Source organism: Alphaproteobacteria bacterium LSUCC0719, assembly GCA_040839025.1.
Taxonomy (GTDB): Bacteria; Pseudomonadota; Alphaproteobacteria; order Puniceispirillales; family Puniceispirillaceae; genus UBA8309.
The window spans coordinates 441,876-460,222 of the sequence record JBFPJN010000001.1; the positions used below are offsets into that span (position 1 = coordinate 441,876).

At 58.8% G+C, this 18,347-nt stretch carries 17 protein-coding genes; 12 read left to right on the plus strand and 5 right to left on the minus strand.

From position 1 onward, the window contains the following. Positions 1–102: 102 nt before the first annotated feature. Together trpE and AB3X55_02145 are read right to left on the minus strand one after the other, a co-directional pair. Positions 103–1,596 carry an anthranilate synthase component I gene (gene trpE, locus AB3X55_02140; protein MEX0502378.1) on the minus strand — a complete coding sequence of 498 codons (1,494 nt, stop codon included), beginning with the start codon at positions 1,594–1,596 and terminating at the stop codon, positions 103–105. Positions 1,597–1,598: 2 nt separating this feature from the next. Further along, positions 1,599–3,461 carry a SurA N-terminal domain-containing protein gene (locus tag AB3X55_02145; protein ID MEX0502379.1) on the minus strand — a complete coding sequence of 621 codons (1,863 nt, stop codon included), beginning with the start codon at positions 3,459–3,461 and terminating at the stop codon, positions 1,599–1,601. Positions 3,462–3,746: 285 nt separating this feature from the next. Between AB3X55_02145 and tpiA the strand changes: the two genes are divergently transcribed. From tpiA to AB3X55_02205, 12 genes are all read left to right on the plus strand, one after another. Next, on the plus strand, positions 3,747–4,490 hold the full coding sequence (gene tpiA / locus AB3X55_02150; GenBank protein MEX0502380.1) for a triose-phosphate isomerase: 744 nt from the start codon (positions 3,747–3,749) through the stop codon (positions 4,488–4,490). 87 nt (positions 4,491–4,577) lie between these two features. Beyond that, positions 4,578–4,892 (plus strand): preprotein translocase subunit SecG, encoded by a 315-nt coding sequence (gene secG / locus AB3X55_02155; protein MEX0502381.1) that lies wholly within the window; start codon positions 4,578–4,580, stop codon positions 4,890–4,892. A gap of 110 nt (positions 4,893–5,002) precedes the next feature. Continuing rightward, on the plus strand, positions 5,003–6,631 hold the full coding sequence (locus tag AB3X55_02160) for a CTP synthase (GenBank protein ID MEX0502382.1): 1,629 nt from the start codon (positions 5,003–5,005) through the stop codon (positions 6,629–6,631). A gap of 37 nt (positions 6,632–6,668) precedes the next feature. Continuing rightward, positions 6,669–7,487: a 3-deoxy-8-phosphooctulonate synthase gene (gene kdsA / locus AB3X55_02165; GenBank protein MEX0502383.1), complete on the plus strand. Its 819-nt coding sequence runs from the start codon at positions 6,669–6,671 to the stop codon at positions 7,485–7,487. Between the two features lie 94 nt (positions 7,488–7,581). Further along, a complete protein-coding gene (gene eno / locus AB3X55_02170) occupies positions 7,582–8,859 on the plus strand; it encodes a phosphopyruvate hydratase (protein MEX0502384.1) in 1,278 nt (425 codons plus the stop codon). A 147-nt stretch (positions 8,860–9,006) separates the two neighbouring features. Then, entirely contained in the window at positions 9,007–9,321 is a 315-nt protein-coding gene (locus AB3X55_02175) for a septum formation initiator family protein (GenBank protein ID MEX0502385.1), read from the plus strand. A gap of 164 nt (positions 9,322–9,485) precedes the next feature. Further along, positions 9,486–10,559 (plus strand): pyruvate dehydrogenase (acetyl-transferring) E1 component subunit alpha, encoded by a 1,074-nt coding sequence (pdhA, locus tag AB3X55_02180; GenBank protein ID MEX0502386.1) that lies wholly within the window; start codon positions 9,486–9,488, stop codon positions 10,557–10,559. A gap of 3 nt (positions 10,560–10,562) precedes the next feature. Continuing rightward, positions 10,563–11,948 (plus strand): pyruvate dehydrogenase complex E1 component subunit beta, encoded by a 1,386-nt coding sequence (locus AB3X55_02185; protein ID MEX0502387.1) that lies wholly within the window; start codon positions 10,563–10,565, stop codon positions 11,946–11,948. Positions 11,949–11,950: 2 nt separating this feature from the next. Further along, the gene (locus AB3X55_02190; protein ID MEX0502388.1) at positions 11,951–13,210 is read left to right on the plus strand and encodes a pyruvate dehydrogenase complex dihydrolipoamide acetyltransferase; all 1,260 of its coding nucleotides are present in this window, start codon (positions 11,951–11,953) and stop codon (positions 13,208–13,210) included. 18 nt (positions 13,211–13,228) lie between these two features. After that, complete coding sequence (gene lpdA / locus AB3X55_02195; protein ID MEX0502389.1) at positions 13,229–14,629, plus strand: dihydrolipoyl dehydrogenase; 1,401 nt, start codon at positions 13,229–13,231, stop codon at positions 14,627–14,629. Positions 14,630–14,697: 68 nt separating this feature from the next. Beyond that, positions 14,698–15,651 carry a lipoyl synthase gene (gene lipA, locus AB3X55_02200; GenBank protein ID MEX0502390.1) on the plus strand — a complete coding sequence of 318 codons (954 nt, stop codon included), beginning with the start codon at positions 14,698–14,700 and terminating at the stop codon, positions 15,649–15,651. A gap of 1 nt (position 15,652) precedes the next feature. After that, entirely contained in the window at positions 15,653–16,123 is a 471-nt protein-coding gene (locus AB3X55_02205; GenBank protein ID MEX0502391.1) for a type II toxin-antitoxin system RatA family toxin, read from the plus strand. 6 nt (positions 16,124–16,129) lie between these two features. On the opposite strand, the gene AB3X55_02210 is transcribed toward AB3X55_02205, so the two are convergent. From AB3X55_02210 to ispD, 3 genes are read right to left on the minus strand one after another with little or no spacing between them, the layout of a single operon-like run. Further along, positions 16,130–16,633, minus strand: coding sequence for a CinA family protein (locus AB3X55_02210; protein MEX0502392.1), 504 nt, complete (start codon positions 16,631–16,633; stop codon positions 16,130–16,132). Further along, on the minus strand, positions 16,627–17,082 hold the full coding sequence (locus tag AB3X55_02215) for a phosphatidylglycerophosphatase A (GenBank protein ID MEX0502393.1): 456 nt from the start codon (positions 17,080–17,082) through the stop codon (positions 16,627–16,629). Before AB3X55_02215 ends, AB3X55_02210 begins: the two co-directional genes overlap by 7 nt. After that, positions 17,082–18,323 carry a 2-C-methyl-D-erythritol 4-phosphate cytidylyltransferase gene (gene ispD, locus AB3X55_02220; protein ID MEX0502394.1) on the minus strand — a complete coding sequence of 414 codons (1,242 nt, stop codon included), beginning with the start codon at positions 18,321–18,323 and terminating at the stop codon, positions 17,082–17,084. Before ispD ends, AB3X55_02215 begins: the two co-directional genes overlap by 1 nt. Between the last annotated feature and the right edge of the window lie 24 nt (positions 18,324–18,347).

The following is an 18,347-nucleotide window of genomic DNA, read 5'->3' on the forward strand; positions in this document are numbered from 1 at the left end:
CTGCAATGGCTTTGCGTGATCCGGATGCTGATAGAGGGCAGAGCTGTCGGGCGACGCCCGCCCGGCAGGCGGTCACATTTTGTGATGATTGGTGACGGTGACCTATTGCGAGAACTGCAATGCGTCACCGGCGGCCCGGATCAGCGCCATCGCCTTGTTCTGCGTTTCTTCATATTCAGACTGTGGGTCACTGTCATAGACAATGCCCGCGCCAGCCTGGATGTGGAGTTTGCCATCGCGGACAAGTGCTGTGCGCAGGGCGATACAGGTGTCGAGGTCGCCAGCTGCAGAAATATAGCCAATGGCGCCTGAATAGACGCCGCGACGGTCGGGTTCGAGTTCGTCGATGATCTGCATGGCGCGGATTTTTGGCGCGCCCGAAACGGTGCCTGCCGGAAATCCGGCCACCATGGCGTCGACGGCGTCGAGATCGGGCCTGATTTCCCCCTCGACCTGCGAGGCTATGTGCATGACATGGCTGTAATATTCGACTTCATAATTCGACTTCACCCGCACTGTGCCGGGTCGGGATACCCGGCCCACATCATTGCGTCCAAGATCGAGAAGCATCAGATGTTCGGCCCGTTCCTTGACGTCATCCATCAAATCCTTGGCATTGACCGCATCTTCTTCGGGCGTCGCGCCGCGTTTGCGGGTGCCCGCGATGGGACGAATGGTGACGACATCATCGCGAAGCCGTACCAGAATTTCCGGACTCGATCCGACAATCGCAAGATCGTCAAAGTCGAAAAAGAACAGGAAGGGAGACGGGTTCAGACGCCGCAGGCTGCGATAGAGATTGATTGCCGGCAGATGAAACGGAATCGAAAATCGCTGGGAAAGCACAACCTGAAAAATATCGCCGGCGCGGATATAATCCTTGGCGCGGTCGACCATTGACAGGAAATCCTGCTGCTCGACATTTGACTGCGGGTGCGGCAACACCGCCTGACTGCCACCAGCAACGGTTGCCGGCATCGGGGCGTCCAGCGCCTTCAGCGCGTTGGCTATGCGGCTCTGGGCGACATTCCAGGCAGATGCCGGCTCACTCCATTCCGCCGGCCGCACCTGTACCACCAGTGTAATACTGTCCCGCAGCCGGTCGAAAATGGCGATGAGCGAGGGCCTGACAAGCATCGAATCGGGGGTGTCGAGCGCCACCGGATTGGTGTCCGGGATGGCCTCGATATGCCGGATCATGTCATAGCCGAAATACCCGAACAATCCAGCCGCCATCGGGGGCAGGGTTCCGGTATCGCTCATCGCGGATTCCGCCATCAATGCGCGAAGCGACTGCATGGGCGAGAGGTCATCGGCAGTGAAGCTGTCACCATCCTGCGGGTTGCGATTGATTTCGGCCGTGGTGCCGCGGCAGCGCCAGATCAGATCGGGTGCCAGACCGATGATCGAGAATCGGCCGCGTATCTCGCCACCCTCAACCGATTCCAGGAGGAATGTGTTTCGGCTTCCGGCGGCAAGCCGCAGATAGGCAGACACAGGTGTTTGCGTGTCGGCAACGAGTTCGCGCGCCACCAGCTGGGGGGTTCCAGTCGCAAACCCCTCGGCAAAGCGGTCAAAAGCGTCGTCGCCCGCCATGACTACTGACTGCCAATCAACAGCTGCTGGACACCGCCAAGGCGGATCTGCAGGTCATGTGTTTGTGAAAGGTCGCGTGACAATGTGGCCAGAATATCCTGCTGGATGGCCCTGTTGGTGAAGCTGTCGAGAAGCTGTGCCGTTTCGGTCAATTCCGTGTCCTCTGCGGCTGTCACGGTTTCCGTGCGCACGACGATGGCTTCGGTTCCGGTCTCGACAACCCGACTTTCGCCGATCTTCTGGCCGAACGCCGCGGTGGCGATCAGACGTGCAGCTTCATGGTCAAGGCCGGTTCCGGTGCGCCTGAAGGCCGTTGTTTCATCTGCCCCGTCAAAGGCGGATGCATCCGTACTCAATTCAGTGGCCTTTTCACGCGCTGCCTTGATGGCTTCGGTAACTTTCCAGTCTGCGATCGCACGGTTCCGTACTTCTGTCAGCTCGCGACCACGCGGGTCTGTTTCTTCTGTTACCTCGACAACGAAAAACATGTCGTTGGCGCCTTCCTGTATGACGCTCAGATCGTCAATGTCACTCGACCAGATTGTGTCGAGGACAAGACTGTCCTGTGCCAGTTCTGCGCCGTCCCCGCTGTAAGGCTGGCCATCAATGTCATTGCCGCGACGGTCGATGTTCTGAAGCGTCACGATTGTGCCACCGACCTCTGCAATCGCTTCGGCAATGGTCGCGCCTGATGCCAGAACGTCTTCCAGAATGTTGGCCTTTTCAAAGATCATGTCTCTGGCTGCTTCGGCCTGCAGGGTTGTGCGGATCGTATCACTGACGCCGGCCAGGCTGATCTCGCCGCCTGCGACCACCTCGTCGACGGCGATCAGATGAACACCGAAGGCGGACTCAACGGGGCCGGTCACATCGCCTTGCGATGCCGCAAAAGCGGCTTCGGCGATGGCTTCATCAAGATCGTTTCTGGATACCATGCCAAGCTCTGTATCCGCGGCGGTCCAACCCAGCACGTCATTTGCAACAGCGGCAAAATCCTCGCCGCTGGTCAGCCTTGAATAGGTGGCTTCGGCAGATGCCTTGTCATCAAACACCATCTGGCGAAGACGCCGTGTTTCAGGCGTGGTGAATTCATCAATCCGATCACGGTAGGCCGTTTCAACCGCTGCATCGCTGATTTCGATTTCGGCGGCAAACATTTCTGGGTCTATGGCGCCAACACGTGCCGAGCGAAGGGCAGGCGCGTCATAGCGACTTTTCACATCGGTAAACCAGCTTGCCAGCGTGCTGTCGTCGGGGTCGGCAATGGCTGTGGCGTCAACCGGGATGCTGACCAGGCGGGCGGTGCGGCGTTCAAGTTCATACGCTGTCACAATCCGCGCGACGGCATCGGGCTGGCCGGCACCGGTTGCGATGGCGTCGACAATCTGGATGCGACGCAGTGCGGTTTCGACTTCCTGAAGATATTCCTCTTCGCTCAGCCCGGCATTGGCAAGCGTGCTGACAAACCGCGATTGCGAGAAATCGCCCGTCTCGTCACGGAATGAGGGTTCGTTCGCCACCGCATCGCGCTGCATGTCACGGGTGACGGCAAGACCAAGCCTGTCGGCCTCGGCACTGAACACGACATCACGCGCCAACGCGCCCGCCAGTTCCGAGAGCAAACCGGCCTGAATGGCCTCGCCCATAGTCGCGTTGGGCAGATAGTTGCGGCGCGCGCGGTCGAATTTCATCGCCACTTCACGCGGGGACATGCTCTGGCTGCCGGCACTGATCGCCTTGTCGCTGCCGCCAATCAGTCCGGTGGTCATGTCACCGACACCCCACAGCGCAAATCCGGCTGCCAGAAAGACCAGGAAAATCTTCATAATGGGCGACTTGGCACCGCCGCGTAATGCCTGAAGCATAAGTTATCTCTGCGTTTGTTGTTTTGGCGTCATATGTTCCGATAGACTCCCCACCCGCGTGATGGGCCGATCGGGAACATCATCACGGCGTAGTTGTAGACTTTCAGCCAAGGCGGGGCAATTGACAATTTCGTGCGCCGCGCTCGATTGTCTCACCTTCAGGTGGTGGCAGGCATTGCCATTCCTGCCGAGGATTATGTAGGGTGCGCGCAGGGTGTTTGTCTGCCGGGGTGGCGGCGACATGCCTGGCCGGTTTCCGGCTGGTTTGGGGGAGGTAAGGTTGACATGATCATCGCAGCAAACTGGAAAATGAATCCGCCGCTGGCCGATGCCGCGGCGCTTGTCGCTGCCTATGCGGGGGAAACGTTTGAGGGTGTCTCGCGTATTCTGTTTCCGCCTGCGCCCTATCTCGTGCAGATGGGGGTCAGGCTTGAGGGCACGGATATCCTCGTCGGTGGGCAGGATTGCCACCAGAATGAATCGGGTGCGCACACCGGTGACGTCGCTGCCGGCATGCTTGCCGACTGTGGTGCGTCGGTGGTGCTTCTCGGCCATTCGGAGCGCCGCGCCGACCACGCAGAAACTGATGCGCTTGTCGCCGCCAAGGCACGGTCGGCGCTCTCCAGCGGGCTCGATGTGATGATCTGTGTCGGGGAAACTCTTGATCAGCGCGAGTCCGGCACGGCTGAGGCTGTTGTTGCCTCACAGCTTGCAGGCTCGGTTCCTTCCGACATCGACCCATTGCGGCTGATGATTGCCTATGAACCTGTTTGGGCGATCGGCACAGGCAAGGTCGCAGGCGTTGATGAAATAGCGGCGATGCATGCCTCCATTCAGCATTGGCTCGACGGATGCGGGCTTGCCGGCGTGCCGATACTGTATGGCGGATCGGTCAAGCCTGATAATGCCGAGGCGATTTTCGCGGTTGCTGATGTTGGCGGTGCGCTGGTTGGCGGCGCCAGCCTGAAAGCCACGGATTTCAGCGGTATCTGCAGTGCTGGCGCACGTGAAGCCGCCCGCCGATCGTGATTGTCGTAAATTCCTTGAAATAACAGGCAGCAGCCAATATAACATCGCGATCCTATGCACCGCTGATCTTGGCAAGGCTTATCTGGCATGCAAACGCTCATTCTGACGATCCATATCCTGATTGCGCTGGCGCTGATCGGCGCCGTTCTCCTGCAGCGGTCCGAAGGCGGCGGGCTTGGCATCGGCGGTGGCGGCGGTGCCAGTGGCGGTTTCATGACCGCGCGTGGCACGGCCAATCTGATGACGCGCGTCACGGCGATCCTGGCTGCCTGTTTTTTTGCGACGTCACTGATTCTTGCAATCATGGCCGGCACCCAGCGGGAAGCCGTTTCCATTGTGGATGAAGTGATCAACGAAACGCCGAAACCAGCTTCTGGCCCTGTCGTTCCGACGACGGAATAGACGCTTTCACCGGTTGCCGGTTTGTCAAGCCGCAAAAGCTGAATAAAACCCCCAGATGATGTGATTTTGGTACTTACATGCCGCTGGATATTGCGGTAGTAAGATGGTCCATGCCTCGATATCTATTCATCACTGGTGGTGTGGTTTCTTCCCTCGGCAAGGGCCTGGGCGCTGCCGCACTTGCAGCTCTTCTCCAAGCGCGTGGCTACAAAGTCCGCCTTCGTAAACTTGACCCGTATCTGAATGTCGATCCCGGCACCATGTCACCAACGCAGCATGGTGAGGTGTTTGTGACCGATGACGGGGCCGAGACCGATCTCGACCTTGGTCATTATGAACGGTTCACCGGCGTACACGCCCGACGCACCGACAACATCACCACCGGCAGGATCTATTCCGACGTGCTGGCGCGTGAACGGCGCGGTGACTATCTTGGCGCCACGATCCAGGTCATCCCGCACGTTACCGACGCCATCAAAGCGTTCATCCAGTCAAATCACGATGACGAGGATTTCATCATCTGCGAAATCGGCGGCACGGTCGGTGACATTGAATCGCTGCCTTTCCTCGAGGCGATCCGCCAGCTTGGCAACGAACTGGGTCGCGAGCAGACCTGTTTCCTTCATGTCACACTGATTCCCTTCATCGCGGCTGCCGGTGAATTGAAAACCAAGCCGACCCAGCATTCGGTCAAGGAACTCCAGTCGGTCGGAATCCAGCCTGATATCCTGCTGTGCCGTACCGAACACCCGCTTCCGGAAGAACAGCGCGGGAAAATCGCCCTGTTCTGTAACATCCGTCCCTCGGCGGTGATCCTCGGGATGGATGTGAACAATATTTACGAGGTACCGCTGTCCTATCACGACCAGGGACTGGATCGCGAGGTGATCCGTCACTTCAATCTTCCCGAAAAGACGCCCGATCTTGCGGGTTGGGCACGGATCCGTGACGGTCTGGCCAATCCGGACAGCGAGGTGACGATCGCCATTGTCGGCAAATATACCTCGCTTCAGGATTCCTATAAGTCGCTTGGTGAGGCGCTTGTCCATGGCGGTATCGCCAATGGCGCGAAGGTCAGGATCGAATGGATCGATTCAGAGCTGTTCGAGAAAGAGGATGCCGCCATCGAGGCACTTCATCATGTCAGCGGCATTCTGGTGCCGGGTGGGTTTGGAGAGCGTGGCTCGGAGGGTAAGATCCGTGCCATCGAATTTGCCCGTGTGCATCGAATTCCGTATCTGGGAATCTGTTTTGGCATGCAGATGGCCGTACTGGAAACGGCGCGTAATCTGGCGGGGCTTCCGGGTGCCGGATCCAGCGAGTTTGGCGAACCGGAAATCCCGCTTGTCGGGCTGATGACGGAATGGACAGTCGGTAATGAGACGATGCAGCGAAGTTCAGACAGCGATCTTGGAGGCACGATGCGCCTTGGGGCCTATCCGTGCTTGCTGAAGGACGGCACGCTGGCGCGCGATCTCTATGCGTCGGCGGAAATTTCCGAACGTCACCGGCATCGCTATGAGGTCAACATCGCCTATCGTGACAAGCTTGAAGCGGCTGGTATGACCTTTTCCGGCCTGTCGCCGGATGGTACGCTCCCGGAAATTGTCGAGCGGCCCGACCACCCTTGGTTTGTTGGCGTGCAATTCCATCCGGAACTGAAATCAAAGCCTTTTGATCCGCACCCCCTGTTTACCGGCTTTGTTGCGGCGTCGATGGAAAAATCGCGTCTAGTCTGACATCATGGCGGCAACGCCATCATCAGGAGTAAGTGACATGGCCAGCTTTCACATCGCCGATGTGCCCTGTGGTGGTGACAGTCCGCTGTTGCTGATCGCCGGGCCGTGTCAGGTCGAGGGGCTGGATCATGCGCTGATGTGTGCCGAAGCACTTGCCGGCATGGCGGCCCGCGCCGACATGGGGTTTGTCTATAAATCTTCCTATGACAAGGCGAATCGCACGTCGGCCGGGGCGGCGCGTGGTGTCGGCATGGATGAGGGGCTGCGGATCTTTCAGCAGGTCAAGGATGCCGTTGGCTGTCCTGTGTTGACCGATGTCCATCTTCCCGATCAGTGCGCGCCGGTTGCCGAGGTGGTGGATATCCTGCAGATACCGGCTTTTCTGTGTCGCCAGACCGATCTTGTCGTTGCGGCTGCAAAAACCGGTGCTGTGGTGAACGTCAAGAAGGGGCAGTTCCTGGCGCCGTGGGATATGAAACATGTTGCTACCAAGGTTGTCGGTGCCGGCAATAGCCGGGTGATGCTGACAGAACGCGGCACCTCATTCGGGTATAATACGCTGGTGTCCGACATGCGGGCGCTGCCGCAGATGGCTGATCTGGGCCATCCGGTGATTTTCGATGCCACCCATTCGGTTCAGCAGCCTGGCGGGTTGGGTGGCAGTTCCGGTGGTCAGCGGGAATTCGTGCCAGTGCTGGCGCGCGCTGCCGTGGCCGTAGGCGTTGACGGTCTGTTCATGGAAAGTCATCAGGATCCCGACAATGCGCCGTCCGACGGGCCGAACATGGTGCCGCTTGATGGGATGCCGGCCGTTCTTGATGTTCTGCGTCGCATCGACGATGCGCGGCGAGGATAACGGCCAGCCCAAAATTGCATTTTGACATTACCGGCGCTATAGCCGGTTCCAGAGGGAACCGGTTCCCCATCATACTGCAGAAGGACAACACGACATGAGTGCCATTGAAGACATCCAGGCCCGTGAAATATTGGATTCACGCGGCAATCCAACAGTCGAGGTTGATGTTCTTCTGGAAGACGGTGCCTTTGGTCGCGCCGCTGTGCCATCCGGCGCATCGACAGGCGCGCATGAAGCGGTGGAACTTCGTGACGGTGATCCGTCGCGCTATGGCGGCAAGGGAGTCCTGCAGGCCATCGAGGCGGTGAATATGGAGATCTTTGACGCGCTTGTCGGTGCCGATGCATTGGATCAGGCCGGGCTGGACCAGACGATGATCGATCTCGATGGGACCGTGAACAAGGCCCGGCTTGGCGCGAACGCCATACTTGGTGTTTCGATGGCATCGGCGCGGGCCGCTGCGGAATCCGTCGGTCTGCCGCTATGGCGCTATCTTGGTGGTGTGCATGCGCATCTGTTACCAACGCCGATGATGAACATCATGAATGGCGGCGCGCATGCCAACAATGCGCTGGATGTGCAGGAATTCATGGTGATGCCCGTCGGCGTGTCGGATTTTTCAGAGGCTGTGCGAGTCGGGGCCGAAATTTTTCATGCGCTGAAATCGCTTCTGGCGCAGGCCGGACATTCAACCGCAGTCGGCGACGAAGGTGGTTTCGCGCCGGCAATCAATTCGTCCGACGAGGCGCTCGACTATATCCGCAAATCGATCGAGGCTGCCGGCTGCACGCCTGGTGACGATGTGGTGATTGCGATTGACGCCGCGGCGACCGAACTTTACCGCGATGGTGCCTATCATCTCGCAGGCGAAGGGCGCAGCCTGTCATCAAAGGAAATGGTTGCGATGTGGACGTCGCTTGTCGCCAACCATCCGATTGTGTCGCTTGAAGACCCTATGGATGAAGAAGACTGGGAGGGGTTTGCCGCCCTGACCGCTGCCATCGGTGACAGGGTTCAGATCGTTGGGGATGATCTGTTTGTCACGAATGCAGAGCGTCTGGCGCGCGGCATTGTCGATGACGCGGCGAATGCAATTCTGGTCAAGGTCAATCAAATTGGCACGCTGTCGGAAACCCTGCAGGCCGTTGAAATGGCTCAGAAAGCTGGTTTCGGGGTCGTCATATCGCATCGCAGTGGTGAAACAGAGGACAGTTTCATCGCGGATCTTGCCGTGGCGACAAATGCCGGCCAGATCAAAACCGGATCTTTATCGCGGTCCGACAGGCTGGCGAAATATAACCAGCTGCTCAGGATCAATGAAGAGTTGGACAGTTCCGGATTATATGCCGGCAACACCATATTGCGGGCCTGAATATATCATCAAACTTCATGGAATCCGGCGATTCGCTTTTTTCTTGACGCGGCGAATCGGCTTTGATTCACTGACCCCTGAGATTTGGTCCGTCCACGCAGGTGAAAAGGGGCGAATATGTACGCAGCACGCCGACGCTTTATGGTCATGATCAGCAGCTCTTTGTTGCTGTCATCTGTGGTCGTGTTTTTCGGATTTCATATTCTGGCCGGTGATCGCGGCATCCTTGCCCGTCCTGAACTTGACCGCAGGATCATGCTCGCTGAAGAGAAGCTGGCGCTTCTTCACAAACACCATGATTTTCTGTCTCATCGGATCCATCTGCTTCAGGCCGACTCGCTTGATGCCGACATGCTGGCGGAAACGGCACGTGCCGAACTTGGCCTTTATTCGCCGAATGATGTCATAATTTCAATTGATCTGTCGAAATTGAAATTTTCCGACACAATGCGGAATAATTAAGTAAACTGACATTCGGTTTATTTATAAAATACATAATAAAAACAATTAAATAAAATTATTGATAAATTCGCTTTTTCAGTAAATTCTCAGCCTGTTGATCGAAATATGTTTCGGTCCAAACGACGTCATGCGTCATGTGTTTCTACAGGCTGGGGGGAAATCTGATGGCCGAAACGGCAAAGGTTCAACGCAAGCGCAAGCCGGGGCGTCCGCCAAAGGCTGCATCTCGTGCCACGGCCAAGAACGATCTGCCGGCGCGTGATGAACTCGTCGGTATGTATCGCGACATGTTGTTGATCCGCCGCTTTGAAGAAAAAGCCGGCCAGCTTTACGGCATGGGCCAGATAGGCGGTTTCTGTCATCTCTATATCGGTCAGGAAGCTGTGGTTGTCGGGTTGCAGTCGGTCAGCAAGCCGGGTGATACCGTGGTCACATCCTATCGCGACCACGGCCATATGCTGGCATGCGGTATGGATGCCGACGGCGTGATGGCCGAACTGACCGGGCGCGAGGGTGGTTATTCACGCGGCAAGGGCGGTTCCATGCATATGTTCAGCCGCGAAAAGAATTTCTTTGGCGGCCACGGCATTGTTGGCGCGCAGGTGCCGATTGGGTGCGGACTTGCCTTTTCCCACAAATACCGGGACGAAGCGAATGTGTGTCTGACCTATCTTGGCGACGGTGCCGTCAACCAGGGTCAGGTCTATGAAAGTTTCAACATGGCGGCACTTTGGGATCTGCCGGTTCTGTTCGTCATCGAGAACAACCAATATGGAATGGGTACCGCGGTGACCCGCGCCGCAGCCGGACGTTCGCTGGCTGATCGCGGGGCCGCCTATGGCATCCCGGGCACGCAGGTTGATGGCATGGATGTTCTGGCTGTAAGGGCTGCCGGTGCCGAGGCGCTGGAACATTGCCGGTCCGGCAAGGGGCCATATGTTCTGGAAATGAAAACCTATCGCTATCGCGGCCATTCCATGTCCGATCCGGCGAAATACCGGACCCGTGAGGAGGTTGACGCGATGCGCAAGCAGCATGATCCGATTGACCAACTGCGCGAGGTTCTTGGCAAACAGAATGTGACAGAGGACGAGCTGAAATCCATCGATTCCGACGTCAAGGCGATTGTGCTTCGTGCGACCGAATTCGCGCAGACCAGCCCCGAGCCTGATCCGTCTGAACTCTTTACAGACATTCTGCTTCCGGCCGGTGGCCATAGCAGCCAGATGGAGGTCTGATCCATGGCAATCGAGATCTTGATGCCGGCCCTGTCGCCGACGATGGAAGAGGGAACGCTTGCCAAATGGCTTGTCGAGGAAGGCGCGTCCGTTCGCAGCGGCGATGTGATTGCCGAAATCGAAACCGACAAGGCGACGATGGAGGTCGAGGCGCTTGATGACGGAACCATTGGCCGGATCCTTGTGCCGGCTGGCAGCGAGGGTGTGAAAGTCAATGCGCCAATCGCGATGCTGCTTGAAGAAGGTGACAGTGCCGACGCCATGCCAACGGCGGCGCCAGCGGTTGATGCCACACCGTCTGCTGCACCGCTGTCGGCTCCTGCTGCGGTTCCGACCCCGGCACCTGTGGTGGTCGCTGCCGACAGCGTGGCGGCGGAGCCTGTGGCGGCTGGTGATACTGCCGCGCTGACGGTTCGCGAAGCACTTCGTGACGCCATGGCCGAGGAAATGCGGTCTGATGATCGTGTATTTGTAATGGGCGAGGAAGTTGCCGAATATCAGGGGGCGTATAAGGTCACGCAGGGGTTGCTGGCGGAATTCGGCCCGAAGCGGGTTATCGACACACCAATCACTGAACAGGGTTTTGCCGGACTCGGCGTCGGTGCGGCCTTTGGCGACCTGCGGCCGGTCATTGAATTCATGACCTTCAATTTTGCCATGCAGGCAATCGACCAGATCATCAATTCGGCCGCAAAGACCCTCTACATGTCCGGTGGCCAGATGGGATGTCCGATCGTGTTCCGTGGGCCGAATGGCGCGGCCAGCCGGGTCGCCGCCCAGCATTCGCAATGCTATGCCAGCTGGTACGCGCATTGCCCCGGGCTGAAGGTGGTTGCGCCCTGGTCCGCGGCGGATGCCAAAGGTCTGCTGAAGGCCGCCATTCGGGATCCGAACCCGGTGATTTTTCTCGAGAACGAGGTGATGTACGGCCAGAGTTTCGATGTGCCGACGGATGATGACTGGGTGGTGCCGATCGGCCGGGCAAAGATCGTCCGCGAAGGCAGCGATGTCACCATCACCGCCTTTTCGATCATGGTTGGTCGCGCGCTTGAGGCAGCTGATCAGCTTGCCGCGCAGGGCATTTCAGCCGAGGTGATCGATCTTCGTACCATCCGTCCGCTTGATATCGAGACAATTGTTGCCTCGGTTCGCAAGACATCGCGTCTTGTTACCTGTGAAGAAGGTTTTCCGTTTGCCGGTCTTGGTTCCGAGATCGCCATGCAGGTCATGGAACAGGCCTTTGACTGGCTTGATGCGCCAATTGCACGGGTTACCGGCAAGGATGTGCCCATGCCCTATGCCGCCAATCTCGAAAAACTGGCCCTTCCGCAAATCGAGGATATCACGTCGACGGTCATGGCCACCTGTGACGGGTTTCGGGGGGCGTAAAGATGGCGATCGATATTCTGATGCCGGCGCTGTCGCCAACGATGGAGACCGGAACACTGGCGAAATGGACGGTTGCGGTTGGTGATACCGTGCGAAGCGGTGATGTGATTGCCGAAATCGAGACCGACAAGGCGACAATGGAAGTCGAGGCGGTGGATGATGGTGTGATGGCCAGCATCCTTGTCGAGGCAGGTGCCGAAGGTGTGGCTGTTGGCACGCCGATAGGACGGCTTGCCGAAGATGGTGAGACAATTGACGATGTGGCTGCGGCGCCATCATCTGTGCCAGCGCCTGCTGTGGCGGTTGAACCTTCACCGCCGCAACAACCCGCACCCGATCAGCCAGCACCGCAACAGGCAGCACCGCAACAACCCGCAATGGCCACGCCGAAAACAGATCGGATTTTTGCCAGTCCGCTGGCCCGCCGGATTGCGGCGGAACGCGGGGTTGATCTTGCGGCGTTGCGTGGCAGCGGCCCCTATGGCCGGATCCTGCGCCGTGATGTTGAATCCGCCGCTGTGTCTGGCGGTGCGCCGGCAGCCACGGTATCATCTGCGACCGGCCCGGCCATTCAGGGTGACAGCCGCATCGAGACCAATAGTCAGATGCGCAAGATTATCGCGGCACGATTGCAGGAATCAAAGGCCACCGCGCCGCATTTCTATCTGACGGTTGATTGCGAAATAGATGCGCTTCTTGCGGCACGTCGGCAGATGAACGATCAGGCACCGGACGGTGTGAAAATCTCGGTCAACGATCTGATCATCCGCGCGGCTGCCATGGCCCTGATCAAGGTGCCGAAAGCCAATGCATCCTGGGAAGGCGATCATACAAGGCTGTTCACCCATGCTGATATCGCTATGGCGGTGGCGGTTGACGGTGGCCTTGTAACACCGGTGATTTGGGCGGCCGAGCAGAAGGGGCTTGCCGAAATAGCCACGATCAGCCGCGATCTGGCAACACGGGCACGCGATGGCAAGCTGGCACCCGAGGAATTCAGCGGGGGCAGCTTCACCATCTCGAATCTTGGCATGTATGGCGTTCGCGAGTTCGCGGCTGTCATCAACCCGCCACAGGGTGCGATCCTTGCTGTCGGCGCAGGAGAGCAGAGACCGGTCGTCCATGACGGGCAGTTGGCTGTCGCCACTGTGATGACGGTCACATTGTCGGCTGATCACCGGGTGGTCGACGGGGCCGTCGGTGCGGAATGGCTGCAGGCTTTCAAGGGCTATATCGAAGCCCCTGTCACTATGTTGCTCTAGAGCGTCGGAGGTAAGATCATGGCAGCCGAAACATCCTTCGATCTGATCGTCATAGGCGGTGGCCCGGGCGGTTACGTCGCCGCGATCCGGGCATCACAGTTGAAAATGAAGGTGGCGCTCGTCGAGCGTGAGCATCTCGGGGGAATCTGCCTGAACTGGGGATGTATTCCGACAAAGGCGCTGCTTCGCGCCGCCGAGCTTCGGCATTCGATCGATGAAATGAAGGAATTCGGCATCACCGTCAGTGGTGAGGTAAGCATTGATCTGCCGGCCGTGGTCAAACGCTCGCGCAAGGTGGCGGGGCGGTTGTCGGCTGGTGTGCAGCATCTTCTGAAGAAGAACAAGGTCACCGTGTTCGACGATCTGGCGACGCTTGGCGCGCGGCGTGGTGATATGCGTGAAGTCGGGCTTGCCGGCGGAGCCACGTTGACTGCGAGGAACGTGATTCTGGCAACCGGCGCGCGGGCGCGGGCGCTGCCTGGGATCGAGCCTGACGGAAAGATGATCCTGACCTATCGCGAGGCCATGGTTCCCGAAACCATGCCAACATCGCTGGTGATCATCGGGTCCGGGGCCATCGGGTCTGAATTTGCATCCTTCTATCTGGACATGGGTGTCGAGGTGACTTTGGTCGAGGCGATGGACAGGATCCTGCCGGTCGAAGATGCCGAGATTTCCGGTTTCGTGGAAAAGGCATTCGTAAAGCGCGGCATGAAAGTTCTGACAGGCGCACGCCTTGCCGGCCTGAAGACGTCGGCAACCGGTGTGACCGCCAGTTTCGAAGGCGGTATCGAACCGGTGGTTGCCGACCGGGCCATCATGGCTGTTGGCATCATCGGCAATTCCGAATCGCTTGGCCTTGAAGGCACAAAGGTAAAGGTGGATCGCGGGCATATCGTGACAGATGCCTATGGCGCGACGGGCGAGCCCGGCGTCTATGCCATCGGTGATGTAACCGGCCCGCCTTGGCTGGCCCACAAGGCAAGTCATGAGGGTATCATCTGCGTTGAAAAGATTGCCGGCCAGAGCGATGTACACGCCATTGGCGAGGGTGCTGTGCCGGGATGCACCTATTGCCGCCCGCAGGTTGCGTCTGTTGGCATGACCGAGGCCGCCGCCATCGAGGCGGGCCACAAGGTGAGAGTCGGTCGCTTTCCGATGCTGGCAAACGGCAAGGCTATCGCGCTTGGCGACGATCAGGGGCTGATCAAAACCGTTTTTGATGCGAAGACGGGCGAATTGCTCGGCGCGCACATGGTCGGACCGGAAGTGACAGAGCTGATCCAGGGATACGCCATTGCGCGCACGCTCGAGGCGACCGAAGCCGAGTTGATCCAGACAATTTTCCCGCATCCGACGCTGTCCGAGGCCATGCACGAATCGGTTCTTGACGCATATGGTCGCGCCATCCACTTCTAGGGGTGGCGATGGACAGACCGGCATGGTATCTGCCATATAGATTCACATTTGGAATACGCACATCACCAATGCCGCAGGTCAACACGACAAAGGGTGCCGAACGCCATCCCGAAAAGCGCCGCAACGCGGATAATCCGCAACCGCGGCGGCCGGACTGGTTACGGGTAAGAGCGCCTGTGTCTGCCGAATACAGCGCCACCAGATCGCTGATGCGTGAGCTTGATCTGGTGACCGTGTGTGAAGAGGCAGCGTGCCCCAATATTGGCGAATGCTGGGCGCAGAAGCACGCCACCATGATGATCCTGGGCTCTGTCTGCACACGCGCCTGCGCGTTCTGCAATGTCGCCACCGGGCGACCGGATCTCCTCGACCCGCACGAGCCCGACCATGTCGGCGAGGCCGTGGCCAAGCTTGGACTCAAACATGTTGTGATCACTTCGGTTGACCGGGATGATCTTGATGATGGTGGCGCGACGCATTTCGCACAGACAATCAACGCTGTCCGCCGCCTGTCGCCCGGCACGACGGTTGAGGTTCTGACACCGGATTTCCTGCGCAAGCAAGGCGCGCTTGAAATTGTCGTCGAGGCGCGCCCCGATGTGTTCAACCACAATATGGAAACAGTGCCGCGCCTCTATCCGTCAATTCGCCCCGGCGCGCGTTATTTCCATTCCCTGTCAATCCTGCAGCAGGTCAAATCGCTCGATCCGTCGATCTTTACCAAATCCGGCATCATGGTCGGGCTAGGGGAAGGGGATGAGGAGGTCGGACAGCTGATGGATGATCTGCGAAGCGCCGATGTGGATTTCATGACCATTGGCCAGTATTTGCAGCCAACCCCGAAACACGCACCCGTCGACAGGTTTGTCGAACCGGCAACATTCGAGGCCTATGCCAAGCTTGGTCGGGCCAAAGGGTTCCTGTTGATGTCGTCGACGCCGTTGACCCGGTCCTCCTACCACGCTGACGCGGATTTTGCCGCGCTCCAGCAGGCGCGGAACGCGGCACTCTGCGGAGGGTGAGATGACCGTGCATTCCGAACGGCGCATCATCAGGCACAGCCCCCAGGAATTGTATGATCTGGTTGCCAATGTGCGCAGTTATCCAGAATTTCTGCCCTGGTGCATGGCAGCACGGATCCGGCATGAAGACCGTCACAGGCTTGAAGCCGATCTGATTATCGGGTTTCAGATGTTTCGTGAAAAGTTTACATCTCACGTTGATCTCAGTCCGGATCAGCTTGAAATAGATGTAAAATATGCTGAAGGCCCATTCAAATATCTGACAAATAAATGGCGTTTTCTGCCGCATCCCGACGGCTGCGAGATTGATTTCTATGTCGATTTCGAATTCAATTCGCGGTTGCTTCAATCGGTTATCGAGACGCTGTTCACCGAAGCCGTTCGGCGGATGGTCAAGGCATTTGAAGATCGTGCCGACGAACTGTATGGCAAGCGTGACGGTAATTTTACCGCGCGCATGGCATCATCCTGAATTCTGCTACCGTGCAAGCCCTTCCAGCAGCATGCCAAGTGCTGTGGCGGTTGCCTTGTGCCTTACTGCGGCGCGGTCGCCTGTGAAGACATGATGTGCGGTGATGACGTCATCATCGCGATGCGCAAGGCCAAACCAGACAAGACCGACCGGTTTGTCAGCCGTCCCCCCTCCAGGACCGGCAATGCCTGTAATGGCAATTGCGATCCGGGCGTCCGGCGCGGCCTGTAATGCGCCCTGCGCCATCGCGGCAGCGGTCTGCTGCGAGACGGCCCCATGCGCCTTAAGAATACTCTCAGATACGCCGAGAAGATCGATCTTTGCCGCATTGCTGTAGGTTACGACGCTGCGGTCGAGAACCGCCGAGGCACCGGCAATGTCGGTAAGCGCGGACGCAACCATGCCGCCGGTGCAGGATTCGGCTGTTGTCACCATCGCCTCTGCCAGGACGGCGCGGTTGATGACCTTGCGCGCAAGGTCCGAAAGAAGGGGTATTTCGCTGGCTACCATGGCAGCGCCCATTGCAGGATCAACAAGCAGACAGCCGCCAGCGCGCCGGCAACGATATCGTCCGCCATGACGCCATAACCGCCGGGCAGCCGTTCGGCCAGCCTGACCGGTCCGGGCTTGAGAATGTCGAACAGTCTGAAAGCGATGAAAGCGGCTATCCACCACCGCCAGTCGAGCGGTACGGCGAGAAGCGTGATCCACTGGCCGGCAACCTCGTCAATAACAATTTCAGAGGCATCCTTGCTGCCGCTCTCGCGATCATAGATTTCGGCTGCCCTGACGCCCAGAACGCAGATGACGAGGGTGGCGATCTCGAGGGTCCAGCCGGCAAACTGCGCCAGTACCGCAGCAATGACAAGCGCTGCCGCCGATCCCCAGCTTCCCGGCGCCGGGCGCAACCGTCCTACCGGTCCGACCGTCGCCAGCTCCATCCAGGCACGACTGGTCATCACCTTGCCTCTCCCGTCATTGCCAGTGTGGCGGTTGCCTGCGCGGCGATTCCTTCCTCACGCCCGGTGAAACCAAGCTGTTCCGAGGTGGTCGCCTTGACCGCAACGCGAGAGATGTCCACGCCCACAAGATCGGCAATGCAGCGTCGCATGGCATCGCGATGCGGTCCGATTTTCGGGCGTTCACAGACCAGCGTCAGGTCGAGATGCAGGATTGTCGCCCCGCGCGAGGCGCATAATGAGGCGGCAAAGGCCAGAAACTGCGTGCTGTCGGCATTCTTCCACCGGTCATCCGAAGGTGGGAAATGTGATCCGATATCTCCATCGGCAAGCGCGCCGAAAATTGCATCGCACAGCGCGTGCAGCCCCACATCACCATCCGAATGGGCAGCCAGATTGCGATCATGCGGGATGTCGACGCCGCCAAGACGGACGGGGCCGACGCCATCGTCGAACCTGTGGACGTCGTAGCCATTGCCGGTGCGGATATCCAGCTGTGGTGCGGTGACTGGCATGGGTGTATCTCCTTCGGGCGATGACAGGGCCGTCAGGATGGCAAAATCCTCGGCCCGGGTCAGCTTCATCAGGCGGGCGTCACCCGGAACGGTCTCAATCCGCGCCGCACCATCCTCGAACAGGCGGATGTCATCGGTGATCTCGGTATCCGGTGCAAGGCCGTCATGTCGGGCTATCAGTGCGTCAAGCCGGAACATCTGCGGTGTCTGCGCGCGCGCAAGGCTGGTCCGGTCAACGGTGTCTGCCACGCTGCTGCCGGTGACCAGCTTGACGGTGTCCGTCATCGGCAGGACGGGAAGCGCGGCGTCGGCCCCATCATCGAGGGCGGAGATCAGATCCGTGATGACACGCTGCGGCAGACAGGGGCGGGCTGCATCATGGATGGCAACAAGGTCGATCCCGGTCGCCGTGACCGCGACAAGACCAGCCGCAACTGAATCCTGGCGCCGCACACCGCCGGCGACAATGCTGACCCGATCATCCGTGGCCATGCTGCCAAGTGCCTCGACGGCATCTGATCGGCGCTCGGCGGCAACAACAACGATAACCTGTGCTGTGGCGGGATGTTCGAGAAACGCTGCAACCGAATGCCACAGGACGCTGCGACCCAGCAGACTGCGAAACTGTTTTGCCGTGCCATTGCCCATTCGCGTGCCGCTGCCGGCAGCAACAATGATGGCACCAAGCCGGCGCCGGGCCGCATCTGTGCTGGTGAGGGACGTCATGTCCCCGTTATCTCCAAAGGTCGG

Bases quoted from the DNA above. Each gene is read 5' to 3' on its own strand.
- tpiA (MEX0502380.1), top strand. From the start codon at position 3,747: ATGATCATCGCAGCAAACTGGAAAATGAATCCGCCGCTGGCCGATGCC.
- AB3X55_02175 (MEX0502385.1), top strand. From the start codon at position 9,007: ATGATCAGCAGCTCTTTGTTGCTGTCATCTGTGGTCGTGTTTTTCGGA.
- lpdA (MEX0502389.1), top strand. From the start codon at position 13,229: ATGGCAGCCGAAACATCCTTCGATCTGATCGTCATAGGCGGTGGCCCG.
- lipA (MEX0502390.1), top strand. From the start codon at position 14,698: ATGCCGCAGGTCAACACGACAAAGGGTGCCGAACGCCATCCCGAAAAG.
- AB3X55_02215 (MEX0502393.1), bottom strand. From the start codon at position 17,082: ATGACCAGTCGTGCCTGGATGGAGCTGGCGACGGTCGGACCGGTAGGA.
- trpE (MEX0502378.1), bottom strand. From the start codon at position 1,596: ATGGCGGGCGACGACGCTTTTGACCGCTTTGCCGAGGGGTTTGCGACT.
- AB3X55_02145 (MEX0502379.1), bottom strand. From the start codon at position 3,461: ATGCTTCAGGCATTACGCGGCGGTGCCAAGTCGCCCATTATGAAGATT.
- AB3X55_02160 (MEX0502382.1), top strand. From the start codon at position 5,003: ATGCCTCGATATCTATTCATCACTGGTGGTGTGGTTTCTTCCCTCGGC.
- kdsA (MEX0502383.1), top strand. From the start codon at position 6,669: ATGGCCAGCTTTCACATCGCCGATGTGCCCTGTGGTGGTGACAGTCCG.
- AB3X55_02185 (MEX0502387.1), top strand. From the start codon at position 10,563: ATGGCAATCGAGATCTTGATGCCGGCCCTGTCGCCGACGATGGAAGAG.
- eno (MEX0502384.1), top strand. From the start codon at position 7,582: ATGAGTGCCATTGAAGACATCCAGGCCCGTGAAATATTGGATTCACGC.
- pdhA (MEX0502386.1), top strand. From the start codon at position 9,486: ATGGCCGAAACGGCAAAGGTTCAACGCAAGCGCAAGCCGGGGCGTCCG.
- AB3X55_02205 (MEX0502391.1), top strand. From the start codon at position 15,653: ATGACCGTGCATTCCGAACGGCGCATCATCAGGCACAGCCCCCAGGAA.
- ispD (MEX0502394.1), bottom strand. From the start codon at position 18,323: ATGACGTCCCTCACCAGCACAGATGCGGCCCGGCGCCGGCTTGGTGCC.
- AB3X55_02190 (MEX0502388.1), top strand. From the start codon at position 11,951: ATGGCGATCGATATTCTGATGCCGGCGCTGTCGCCAACGATGGAGACC.
- secG (MEX0502381.1), top strand. From the start codon at position 4,578: ATGCAAACGCTCATTCTGACGATCCATATCCTGATTGCGCTGGCGCTG.
- AB3X55_02210 (MEX0502392.1), bottom strand. From the start codon at position 16,633: ATGGTAGCCAGCGAAATACCCCTTCTTTCGGACCTTGCGCGCAAGGTC.